At 37.6% G+C, this 12,064-nt stretch carries 13 protein-coding genes and 1 pseudogene; all 14 read left to right on the top strand.

Annotation, left to right across the window (positions count from 1 at the left end; genetic code table 11):
- Nucleotides 1-5: 5 nt before the first annotated feature.
- The 14 genes and pseudogenes from BHF69_RS14265 to BHF69_RS10535 all read left to right on the top strand — a co-directional run bounded on the left by BHF69_RS14265 (nucleotide 6) and on the right by BHF69_RS10535 (nucleotide 12,063).
- Nucleotides 6-176, top strand: coding sequence for a hypothetical protein (locus BHF69_RS14265; protein WP_009243121.1), 171 nt, complete (start codon nucleotides 6-8; stop codon nucleotides 174-176).
- Between the two features lie 186 nt (nucleotides 177-362).
- Nucleotides 363-1,037, top strand: a complete 675-nt coding sequence (locus BHF69_RS10585; protein ID WP_075671343.1) for a CHC2 zinc finger domain-containing protein — start codon at nucleotides 363-365, stop codon at nucleotides 1,035-1,037.
- Complete coding sequence (locus BHF69_RS10580; protein WP_075671341.1) at nucleotides 982-2,319, top strand: virulence-associated E family protein; 1,338 nt, start codon at nucleotides 982-984, stop codon at nucleotides 2,317-2,319. The genes BHF69_RS10585 and BHF69_RS10580 overlap by 56 nt, the downstream gene beginning before the upstream one ends.
- A 117-nt stretch (nucleotides 2,320-2,436) precedes the next feature.
- Nucleotides 2,437-2,664 (top strand): DUF5348 domain-containing protein, encoded by a 228-nt coding sequence (locus tag BHF69_RS10575; RefSeq protein WP_055066584.1) that lies wholly within the window; start codon nucleotides 2,437-2,439, stop codon nucleotides 2,662-2,664.
- 297 nt (nucleotides 2,665-2,961) lie between these two features.
- Entirely contained in the window at nucleotides 2,962-4,377 is a 1,416-nt protein-coding gene (locus tag BHF69_RS10570) for a plasmid recombination protein (RefSeq protein WP_278277005.1), read from the top strand.
- Between the two features lie 4 nt (nucleotides 4,378-4,381).
- Nucleotides 4,382-4,756 carry a TnpV protein gene (locus tag BHF69_RS10565; RefSeq protein WP_075671337.1) on the top strand — a complete coding sequence of 125 codons (375 nt, stop codon included), beginning with the start codon at nucleotides 4,382-4,384 and terminating at the stop codon, nucleotides 4,754-4,756.
- An 88-nt stretch (nucleotides 4,757-4,844) separates the two neighbouring features.
- Entirely contained in the window at nucleotides 4,845-5,294 is a 450-nt protein-coding gene (locus tag BHF69_RS10560) for a MarR family winged helix-turn-helix transcriptional regulator (protein WP_055056235.1), read from the top strand.
- On the top strand, nucleotides 5,278-6,642 hold the full coding sequence (locus BHF69_RS10555) for an MATE family efflux transporter (protein WP_055056234.1): 1,365 nt from the start codon (nucleotides 5,278-5,280) through the stop codon (nucleotides 6,640-6,642). The genes BHF69_RS10560 and BHF69_RS10555 overlap by 17 nt, the downstream gene beginning before the upstream one ends.
- A gap of 128 nt (nucleotides 6,643-6,770) precedes the next feature.
- Entirely contained in the window at nucleotides 6,771-6,944 is a 174-nt protein-coding gene (locus tag BHF69_RS10550) for a cysteine-rich KTR domain-containing protein (protein WP_075671335.1), read from the top strand.
- Between the two features lie 131 nt (nucleotides 6,945-7,075).
- On the top strand, nucleotides 7,076-7,312 hold the full coding sequence (locus BHF69_RS14475) for a hypothetical protein (RefSeq protein WP_242946139.1): 237 nt from the start codon (nucleotides 7,076-7,078) through the stop codon (nucleotides 7,310-7,312).
- Nucleotides 7,313-7,336: 24 nt separating this feature from the next.
- Complete coding sequence (locus BHF69_RS10545; protein WP_242946138.1) at nucleotides 7,337-9,214, top strand: histidinol phosphatase; 1,878 nt, start codon at nucleotides 7,337-7,339, stop codon at nucleotides 9,212-9,214.
- The gene (locus tag BHF69_RS10540; RefSeq protein WP_055298067.1) at nucleotides 9,189-9,497 is read left to right on the top strand and encodes a hypothetical protein; all 309 of its coding nucleotides are present in this window, start codon (nucleotides 9,189-9,191) and stop codon (nucleotides 9,495-9,497) included. The genes BHF69_RS10545 and BHF69_RS10540 overlap by 26 nt, the downstream gene beginning before the upstream one ends.
- A 371-nt stretch (nucleotides 9,498-9,868) precedes the next feature.
- Nucleotides 9,869-10,048: pseudogene (locus tag BHF69_RS14865) on the top strand (MGMT family protein); the annotation flags it as partial.
- 767 nt (nucleotides 10,049-10,815) lie between these two features.
- On the top strand, nucleotides 10,816-12,063 hold the full coding sequence (locus BHF69_RS10535) for a nucleotidyltransferase domain-containing protein (RefSeq protein ID WP_075671333.1): 1,248 nt from the start codon (nucleotides 10,816-10,818) through the stop codon (nucleotides 12,061-12,063).
- Nucleotide 12,064 lies beyond the last annotated feature (1 nt).

The following is a 12,064-nucleotide window of genomic DNA, read 5'->3' as shown; positions in this document are numbered from 1 at the left end:
AGCAAATGAAAACAAAGAAAGTAGTCGGAAAAATATTCGATGCAATTAACTACAGTAAAAAGTTGAAGATAAGTTCCATTTTACCCGATCGAGATTCAGATTATGTGATTCTTCTTGAATTAGAAGACGGAAGCAAATTTGAAATCATTATTATTCCTACAAGGAGATTTGTGTAAGGAGTGGAGCTATGACTACTGAAAGACAAAAAGAAAAAGCCCAGACAAAATATCTGAGCAAGTTCTCTGATAATCAGATTCACTGATATACCATCTTGGCAGATTCAGTATATCACGAATTGAAAGATACAACAATTCCCGAATATCTGTTCATCAGAGACTTGCCCGGAAGGGCAGGAGGTATAAGTGACATTATTTGAACAGGTAAAAGAATGTGTGACAGCGAGACAGGCTGCGGAGCATTATGGGATTAAAGTAAAAAGAAATGGAATGGCGTGTTGCCCGTTTCATAAAGACCGACACCCAAGTATGAAGGCAGATAAAATATATCATTGCTTTGCATGTGGAGTGGGCGGTGATGCGATAGATTTTACAGCAAGGTTATTTGGATTATCACAGTATGAAGCTGCAAAAAAGCTGGTAGAAGATTTTGGACTGGATATTAAAGTCGGAAACAGAAGCAAATACGAAAGGACGCCCCGAAACAGGGCTCCCTTAAAACAAAAGCAATCTAAAGTTGTGATGATCAGAGAAAAACTGGAGCAGTGGTTGAAATATGCAACGGACGTGCTGATCAGATATCTGAAATGGATTCAGTTCTGGAAAGAGTTTTACAGACCAGAATCAGATGAAGAGTGGCACGAGTTATTTACGGAGGCATTGGCAAACGAAAGAAAGATAAATGACTATCTGGACGTGCTGATGTTTGGAACAGGAGAAGAAATTGTAGAGCTTTTCAAGATGAAGAGGAAGGAGGTTGAGAGAATTGAAGAAAGAATTAACGAATATCAGAGAGAAGTCATTGATGGAATTAGAAGCTATTGTGAGCGAGGAGATGCTTACAACAGAAGATGTCAATAATATGCTGGAGCATACGGATAAGGGAAGAACAAAGCAGACAATCAGAAATTGTGTAACCGTACTTCAAAATGATCCGGTACTGAAAAAAGCGATTAAACGAAATGAGCTTTCCGGAAGAATGGACATTGTAAAAGAGGTGCCCTGGGAACGGAGAAATAACAGTCCTACGGTTACAGATACTGATGAAAATAATCTGAAAATGTATCTGGAAGAAAATTATGAACTGACAAGTGAGCGTGTGATCAAAGCAGGAGTAGATATTGTTTCCAATGAAAATAAATATCACCCAATCAGAGATTATCTGGAAAGTCTGGTCTGGGACGGGGTTCCAAGAATAGAAAATATGCTTCCGCATTTTCTGGGAGCAGAAAAGAGCAAATACACAATCGGAGTAATGAAAATGCACATGCTGGCAGCGATTTCAAGAATTTATGAACCGGGAATAAAATATGACATTATGCTGTGCCTGGTGGGAAGTCAGGGAGCCGGAAAGTCTACGTTTTTCAAATATCTGGCGATAAAAGAAGAATGGTTCAGTGACAATCTGGATCATCTGGACGATGAAAATATTTATAGAAAACTGCAGAACCACTGGATTATCGAAATGGGAGAAATGAAGGCAACTATCACAGCAAAGAATATCGAACAGATAAAATCGTTTCTGAGCAGACAGAAAGAAACTTATAAAGTGCCTTATGAAGTTCACCCGGAAGACAGACCGAGACAGTGTGTATTTTGCGGAACATCAAATGATCTGAATTTCCTTCCTCTGGACAGAACCGGAAACAGACGATTTGCTCCGGTGATGACAGATATGTCAAAAGCAGAAGTTCATATTCTGGATAATGAAACAGAGAGCAAAGCTTATATTGAACAGGCCTGGGCAGAGGCAATGGTACTGTATCGACAGGGAAAAGTGTTCTTAGGATTTACAAAGGAAATTGAAGAAGAGGCAAAGCGTCTGCAGAAAGAATTTATGCCGGAGGATACCAATGCCGGAATCATACAGGCATTTCTTGATGACTGTGATGACGATTATGTATGTACAAGAATTCTGTTCGATGAAGCGTTACATCGAACCGGAGAAATGAAACAGTGGGAAGGTAAAGAAATTGCCAATATTATGAACAATGCGATTGTAGGCTGGAAACCACATGGTACACATCGGTTCGGAAAGGAATATGGAATACAGCGGTCATGGAAACGTATGGAAGATTCTGTGAAGAAAGATAAAGACGGATTTATGGAAGTACCGGAACAGTTGGAAATACCGTTTGAGTAAAGATTATTGTAAACGATGTAAACGGAACTTGATGGAAAAACTTAAAAAGTTAACTTTTAAAATCTTTTAAGCTCCGTTTACAAATTACGTTTACAGACAGGAAAGGAGCAGAAAATAATGAAACAGGGAAGATTAGGATACAACAGCAGCAATGGAAGATATGGATTATTATCATCAGATTTATGGATTGATACAGGATTTCACTGTGGAGAAGGACTGGAAGTGCTGGTAGATGATGAATGGGTACAGACCAGAATGGAGATGAATCTAGCAAGAGAATGGTATCTGGTTGGGACACCTTATTGTGGAGATCTGGAATATGTGCAGGCGAGGATACCAGAATAAACAGATCTACGATTCACTTCGGTCGATGCAGAACAGACGTCCATAAGGACGTTATGCCCCCGGCAGGGCGCAAGGGGACTTTTGATGGACGGTACGGCTGTCGAAAGTGCTTTTGCGTTACTTTTGACAAAAGTAACAAAAGAGGGGCTTGTCCCCGATACTTCTCGAACTACTAATGTTCGAGAAGGTTCCTAAATATCGTATCCGGCGAAAGGTTCTTAAATATCGCCATGTCTGGCGTAAATAAAAATTATGTGCCATATCTGGCACTCAAACAGAAAAGAGGTGAGAAAATTTATGATAAAACGGACAATCAGTGGTATGATCGGTGCCGGTTCACTGGCTCATAACAGACGGGATTTTGTAGCAGAAAATGTAAATCCAGACAGAGTACAACTGAACATTTGTTATAAGAATGAGAATCTGAAAGAAGTTTATAAGGAACTGTTTAACGATGCTGTGGAGAGATACAATGTCGGGAAAAGAAAGGACCGGCAGATTGCAAATTATTATGAAAAAATCCGACAGAGCAAACAGGAAAAGTTGTTCCATGAAGTGATATTCCAGATTGGAAATCGAGAGGATGTGGCAGTGGGAACAACAGAAGGAAATCTGGCTGTAAAGGTATTGGACGAATATATGAAAGATTTCCAGAAGCGGAATCCGACACTTCGGGTATTTAGCTGCTATCTGCATCAGGACGAAGCTACTCCGCATCTGCATATTGACTTTGTTCCTTATGTGACCAACTGGAAGGGAAAAGGAATGGATACCAGAGTTTCACTGAAGCAGGCATTGAAAAGTCTTGGATTCCAAGGTGGAAATAAGCATGATACAGAACTGAATCAGTGGATAAATCATGAAAAAGAAGTGCTGGCAGAAATCGCAAAGCAACATGGAATTGAATGGGAACAGAAAGGTACACATGAAGAGCATCTGGATGTTTACAATTTCAAGAAGAAAGAGCGTAAGAAGGAAGTGCAGGAACTGGAACAGAAAAAGGAATATCTGACAGCGGAGAATGAAGGATTGACTTCTCAGATTGCGGACGCAAGGGCAGATATTAAATTACTGGAAGAAGAAAAAATTCAGTTCCAGAAAGATAAAGAAACAGCGGAAAGACGTGCTGAGAAAGCAGAAACGGAATTGAAAAAACTGGAGGACAGAAGAGAATTCCTGCAACCGGTGATGGATAATGTCAGTAAGGAAATAAAAGAATATGGAATGATCAAAACATTTTTGCCGGAAGCTACAGCATTGGAACGTGCGGTAACTTATCGGGATAAGAAAATAAAACCCTTGTTCATTGAAATGAAGAATAAAATTGGTGCGATGGCTGCACAGGTTAAAGAACTTACCAGAGAAAGAGATAAGTGGAAAAGTAAGTTTCAGAAGAAAAAGCAGGAGCACGAGAACACTAAAAAGGAACTGGCAGAAGTTCAGAAGGATTATCAGAAATTATCCGGTGAGAAAGAAATTCTGCAGGGAATTGCAGACAGATATAACCGACTTTTACGCATGTTGGGGAAAGATATGGTAGAACGACTGGTGCAGGACGATATCCGGATGCAGGCGGAACTTGAAGCGAAAAAGCAGAAAGAACAAATGCCGAAAAAAATAAGTGATCGCATACCATGGGCGAAAGAACAAAGTGAAGAATACAATGCACAGATAAAAAAGAACAAAGCAAAATACAGAGGAATGGAGTTGTAAGAATATGAAGAAACAGATTTATGATGAAAAGAACGGACTGAGCTACACATTGCATGGAGATTATTATCTGCCGGATCTGGAAATCAATGAGGAAGAACCTACATATGGGAAATATGGAATAATGCGAAAACAGTTTCTGAAGGAACACAGGAGTGCAAGGTATCAGTATCTGGTACTTACCGGGAAATTGACGGAGCATTTGAATCAGGTCGATAAAGAAGCGAGAGAAAAAGTTGAAATGCTGGTGGAACAGATGGCTGAGCAGTGGGGCGTGACAGAAAAACTGAAGATGCAGGATCAGATGGAATGGGTTAGGAAAATGAATAATATTCGTAGCAGAGCAGTAGAGATTATAGATGTAGAATTGATTTGTGTTTAGGAGGACAAAGCGGCAGATATAATGTTAAAAGTAATTGCGTGCGCACGCATATTGTATTATAATACTGGTGGTTAGGAGGAATATATCTATGAAACTATTAAAATGGCTTTCAGTAACAGACCGATTTTACAAAATCTATTTGGATAAACAGCTTGCCCCCTTTGGAATCAACAACAGCCAATATATGTTTTTGATTAAAATCTGTCGTTCGCCTGGCATTTTACAGGATTCTTTAATGGATATGTTTTATGTTCATCCGAGCAATATTGTACGGACAGTTGCGGCATTAGAAAAGCAGGGAATGATTATGCGTTCCCCAAATGATAAGGATAAGCGGACGTGTAAGCTGTATCCTACGGAACGTGCGCTGTCTGTAATTGATGAGATACAGACGGTATGTGAAAAGACAGAAGCTCTTTTATTGCAAGGCTTCAGGGAATCTGATAAAAACCTCTTTATTGATTTGCTGATTCAGGCAGGTGAAAATATTACAGCGGAACTCCGTATAGAAAGAAAGGGGGATGAATTTAATGACTGAGAATCCCCTAGGATATGAAAAAATTTCAAAACTGTTGAAAGATTTTGCCATTCCCAGTATTATGGCGTCTCTTGTCGGCTCAATCTACAATATTGTGGATCAGATTTTTATTGGTCAAGGGGTCGGTTATCTGGGAAATGCAGCAACCAATGTTGCCTACCCGTTCTCTACCATCTGCCTTGCTATTGCACTGCTGGTTGGAATTGGCAGTGCTTCCCGTGTTTCCCTCTGTCTTGGACGCAAAGAGCCGAAAGCTGCCGCCAAAGCAGCGGGAAATGGTATTGTTCTGATGGGGATTTTCGGAATTATTTATTTGTTGGTTGGTGAAGCTTTTCTGTCTTTGCTCCTAAAGGCATTTGGGGCAACGACAGATGTATTTCCATATGCAAAGCAGTATGCCAGCATAACATTGATTGGAATGCCGTTTCTTATTGTAACGAATGGTATGAGCAATTTGATTCGAGCAGATGGAAAACCAAAGTATTCAATGGTTTGCATGGTTATGGGAGCTATTATCAATACCATTCTTGACCCTATTTTTATTTTTGCTTGCGATTGGGGGATTGCCGGCGCAGCTTGGGCAACAGTTATTGGGCAAATTTTTTCCTTCATACTCGCACTCCGTTATCTATGGCGTTTCCAAACAATCCATTTTGAAAAAGAGTCGTTTTTATTGGACATCAAAGAAAGTATGAAAATTTGCAGCATGGGAATCAGCAGCAGCTCAAACCAGATTGCAGTTACCGTGATTCAAATCATTCAGTACAATTCGTTGACTTATTACGGCGCATTAACAAAATATGGAACAGATATTCCATTAGCTGCTTGCGGAATCGTTATGAAAACAAATGCCATAATCCTTGCGATTGTTGTAGGAATCTCGCAGGGAACACAGCCGATTATCGGCTTCAACTATGGGGCAAGGCAATACCATCGTGTACGGGAGGCTTACCTGCTTGCGGTAAAATGGAACCTTGTTGTTTCCACAATTGCTTTCATCGCATTTCAATTTTTCCCGCAATCTATCATTTCGCTATTCGGAGATGGGGACGAGCTGTATTTTGAATTTGCTGTTTTGTTCATGCGTACCTATCTTTTCATGGTGTTGGTAAATGGTGTGCAGTTGCTTTCTTCCAGTTTTTTTACCGCAATAGGAAAATCGTTAAAAGGTGCTCTGTTGGCATTAACAAGGCAGACCTTTGTGTTGATTCCGCTTACCCTGCTGCTCCCGCTTCGTTTCGGAATTATGGGAGTATTGCTTGCGGGACCTGTTGCTGATTTTTCAGCGTTTATGCTATCTGTTGTACTGGTGGGTATAGAATTAAAAAAACAAAAAAATGACATGTAAACAACAGCCCTATGTGAAAACATTCTTTTTCCGCCGTTAAGTAATCAAGAAGCAAAAACTTAAAAACCGTTGCGATAAATTTTATAAATTTAGTAGGATAATATTTAGAAGTAAGGATTGAGAAAAATATGGAAACTATAAAATGGGTTCTATGTCCTATCTGTGGAAATAAAACCCGAACGATAATGCAAGAAGATACCGAATTAAAGAACTTTCCACTCTACTGTCCGAAGTGTAAACAGCAAACACTTGTGAATGTCAAGCACTTTGTTGTTTCGGTTAGCATAGATAGTGCAAATTAAGATGGTATCTGAATAGAAAAATACAGTATGCTAAATATTTTACAAGGCTTAAAAAATGGTGGATTTTGGGATGAATGGGGTATGGTTATAGATTAAAAACATTTATACCTGCCTGAGATGGGGAGGCAATTATGAGAATTGATTTACATTGTCATACAAAGAAGGTAAAAACAGGAGATGCTTATACAAGAAATGTTACCAAGGATAAATTCTTTCAGAAGGTTATTGAAGCGGAGGTTAAAATTGTTGCAATAACAAATCATAATCAATTTGATTATACGCAGTACAAAGAATTTAAAGATGTTACAGAAGGATATTGTGATATATGGCCGGGAGTAGAACTTGATATTATAGGAAAAGCAGATTAAAAGGGAAATTGTAAAAGAGGACATTTGATAGTAATCGCTAATCCTAAAAATGTTGAGCTGTTTAATACTCAAGTACAGGAATTGATTAAAGATGAAGATGTAAATACATTTCAAATTAGTGTGAAAAAAGTATATGAAATGTTAGGAAAATGTGATTGTATTTATATACCACATTTTCATAAAGAACCTAAACTTTCAGATGAGGATATTCAGGAATTAGGGGAATTATTACCCGATTCTAGTCGATTATTTAAGGAAACATCTGATTATCGAAGTCTTGGAGTTTTTTCCAATTTTGATTATAGTGTTATTATAGGAAGTGATGTACAGGATTGGGATAAGTATGAAAACAGCAAGTTTGCAGATATAAGATTGCCAGTACAAACATTTGAGCAATTTTGCTTGTTAGCGAAAAAGGATGTACAAATTATAGATACATTGCTCAATCAAAAACGAAAAAAGGAGATTCCTGTATCGCCATATAAAAGAGTAAACTTTAAATTACCTTTTTATGAAGATATTAATATTATTTTCGGGCAGAAGGGAACGGGAAAAACCGAAATCCTTGAATCTTTGAAGAAATATTATATCGAAAATGGAATTGCAATGGAAAGTTACAAAGGCAATGAAAAAGATGCAGATTTTTCAAAAATGTTAAAAGTTAATGATGTAATAGCCACACCCGAGAAGCTTCAATTGGATAGTATGAGACAACAGTTCATCGACATTTATAACTGGAAAGAGGAATTACCAACATCTTTTGAAAAATATATAAGTTGGATGGAAACAAAAGATAACAATAAAAATAAAGGGAGAATGAAAATAACAGAGTGTGTACATATAGAGGAGGGAATGCGTGACCGAAAACTTGAATCCGATTATAAATATTTGAAAGAATTCACAGAATCTACATTTGAAAAAATTGATATAGGAAAATATTTAGATGAGCAAGACAGTACAACTTTAATGTTGTTATTGGAAAAATTATGTGAAAATATAAATGATGCAAAAATGCAAAAGTGGAACAGTGATAAAAGTATTAAACTTACAAATTGGAGCATTGATAAGATAAAAGCAATAGCGGACAAATGTTCTGACACAATATCTAAACCGAGCAGTGTAGGGTTTTATGATTTTGCCATGGAGCGGTTTAAGTTGTTTGAAAATGTAGAGGAAATATGTAGTGCATTTTCTGCTGCGGATAAGGTTGAAAAAGAATATTTGGGAAACCTTGAGGAAAAAGGTGATATTTATATTCAAACACGATACAGAATGCTAACCAAAGAATCACGTACAGATGAATTTAAACAGGGAATAACTGTATTAAGAAATTGTAAACTTGTAATAGATGGGATAAAGAAAGTTATCCTAGTGGAGAATATATCAGAAGAAGTATTAAAGTTTCAAGAATTCTATGATGATGGAATTAAAGATATAGGAGCTTTTATAGGAGTATCTAAAGAAACTGCATTAGAAAATGGAGAAATTTACAGACCGTCTAATGGAGAACGGGGAATTCTACTGATGCAAAAATTATTGGATTCAGAAAGTGATGTATATATTTTAGATGAACCGGAGCTGGGAATGGGAAATTCATATATAACATCTAATATACTTCCGAGGTTAACTGATCTTGCAAAACGGAGAAAAACAGTAATTATAGCAACACATAATGCTAATATTGCAGTTGGCACACTTCCGTATATTAGTATACTAAGAACTCATGAGAATGGAGTATATAAAACGTATATTGGTAATCCTTTTTATGATGAACTTAGAAATATAAATGATGAAACAGACACTAAAAACTGGACTCAAGAAAGTATGCATACTCTTGAGGGCGGTAAAAATGCATTTTATGATAGGAAGGATATTTATGAATCAGGAAAGCAAAGTGATTAATGTACATTTGGAGAAAAGAGAAAATAAAGATTATTTAGTATTTGGCTTTGAAGAAGCTGCAGAAGTATGTCTTAATGATGATGAGAGTCAAAATAATTTGAAAAGTATATTTGTAAAGTTACTTACGGAGATTACAAAGTATCCAATTGAATTACAGTTTTTGGAAAAACCAGAATATAAAACAGGATTATATATAGATGTGTGTAAAGAATATATAAAAGATTTAAATAAAGAGATTACGAATGTAAGAAAAAATATGCCAGAAAAACTAAAAATACAGTGATAACACTATGATAACAAAAATTCCGGAAAACCACACGGACACAACGGAAAATCCGGATTTTTCCACACAAATCACATAAAAAATCACTATTCGTATACCGCAATACACCGGTCTGATATCGTGAAGGTGGACGTACAGTAGGATCTGGACGTGTAGCTACAATTATCGAATAATACAATCTGAATATAGATTTGTTATCGTAAGATAACTTATGTCCAAACGTAAGATACCCCAGAAACCTTGTGTTTCTGGGGTTTTTCTGTATCTTGAGAATAAAATTACTCACAGATTTTCAATGAAAAATTTGATGAAAGATTTTCTGGACAGATAAATTTAAAATTAAAAAATGATACCATATGTCAGACGGAAAAATGTCTGCACTAACAGTAGATGGAGTTGTCGGACACAAATTTTATATCCATTATTATTTCGTGCCACAGAGTTGTCGGAACGAACGGAAGTCTGACCGTGCAAAGAGGGTGAAATTACTGGTATTGGAACATATAGATATGGGCAGTTATTATATACCGAAAAAAGGGAGTGCATTATAAGAATGAAATCTAGTAATAAAGAAAAAATTCAAAAAGCATTTGGATAATATGTCCTTTGTGTTGGGAGATTCTATGGAACTTCCATTTTTAGATAATAGTTTTGATGAACTGGAAATCAGGATTTGGAGGTGTGATACATGAAAAAGGAAAAAGAAAACGAATAAATAAAAGGTGTTAAAGTGATAAATTTAGGTTTGTATGGGGAGTTACAAGATTAAGAAAATTTTTGACATTTCCACAGATGCGTGCTAATATAATTATAGAAAAAGAGTGCTACCGATAGACGGTTAGTCCACATATTTACTGATTATAAAAGTAACCGCTTAGTTTGCAGACAGGGCGGTTATTTTTGTGTCTTATTATTATCTTTGCCGAATGTGTATCCGGCACAAAAGCAGGTGATGCCGAAGCTCACGACTGTAATGAAGTCCACAATACTCATTGGCTTAGCCCTCCTTTCCACTGGATTCCTTTACAGGTTTCTATGTAATCAGAGGGTCACAGTCCCTCTGGAGAAGGACTAACCGCCTACCGTTATGGTAGCACCCATGTCCTGATTATAACAGCTAGAAAACACAGGTGCAATATAAAGTTGGTAGAGAAGGGTGCAGATGTCGAAGATGATATTTCTATGCTTAGGGCAACACCAAACAGCTATTTATTCCTTATGAAAATTGACAAGCCGGAAAAGAACCGTTAGAATTGTGACAAGAGTAAATATGTCGGGGACATTCTCAGATGGAAAATAATGATAAGGAGCTACCAATATGACGATAAATGAAATGCTGCTACAGGCATTTGCCGCACATTTACGCGGTGATCAGATAGACTGGAAAGAGGAAATCAGCGATGAACAGTGGCTGGCTTTCTTTAAACTGGCGGGTAAGCACAGCCTGCTGCCATTGATTTATGAGACAGTCTGCCAGTGTGAATCTTTAAAAAAAGTGAACCCTGCCATTTTAATGCAGATTAAGAATACATCCATTCGCCAGACCATCTTGCAGGTAAGGCGGACAGAGGAACTGAAATTATTGTATCAAAAGCTGATGGAAGATGGAGTTTGTCCACTGATCGTGAAGGGAGTTGTCTGCCGCTCTTTGTATCCGATTCCAGATGATAGGATTTCCAATGATGAGGATTTTCTGATCGGATGGGAGGATTTTGAGAGGACAGATGCTGCCATGCGTCAATGGGGCATGGCATATGTGGAGCCCGATAAGGAAATAGAAAAGGAATTTGAAGTTTCATATTATCATTCAAAAGGATGTCTCGTTGTGGAACTGCATAAGGACCTGTTTTCCGAAAGCTCAGATGCATATGGTAATTTTAATGAGTTGTTTGCTGATGTGCAGACAAGAAAGATTCCTATGGAAATCGATGGGGTTACCATCTATACGTTAGGATATACGGATCACTTGAGCTATCTCATTGCCCATGCCTTTAAGCATTTTCTTCACAGTGGATTTGGTATTCGTCAGGTTGGTGACATTGTGCTGTTTGCAAAGAAGTATGAAGATGTCATTGACTGGAGTATCGTGTATGAGAAATGTGAAAGAATGCGAGCGCTTTATTTTATAAAGGCATTGTTTGAGATTGGAAAAACATATTTAGGAGTCTGGCCGTTAAAGCCATATGAAGTAAAAAAATGGAAAAGAATTCAGGCGGATCCAGAGGCGTTGCTTGCAGATCTTCTGGATGGAGGTGTCTTTGGGGATAATAATATGGCCCGGAAGCATAGCAGCACCATTACGCTAAATGCGGTTGCCGCCGATAAAAAGGGCAAGGAAGCCAAGGTATCCTTAAGAAAATCACTCTTTCCAGCTGCCAAGAGTATTTCTGGAAGATATCCTTATCTGAATCGATATCCATTTCTTCTGCCTGTTGCCTGGATGAACCGCATCTGGCATTATTATAAAGAAAATAAAAACTCCAGCAATCAGAATCAAGCTGCAGAAAGTATACAGCTTGGCAAGCAGAGAGTGGAGCTTTTAAGAAAATATAAAATCATTGATTGAT

It is taken from the genome of Anaerostipes sp. 992a (genome assembly GCF_001940245.1).
Taxonomy (GTDB): Bacteria; Bacillota; Clostridia; order Lachnospirales; family Lachnospiraceae; genus Fimousia.
Note: the sequence above shows the minus strand (reverse complement) of the source record. Positions and strands in the feature narration are given on the sequence as shown.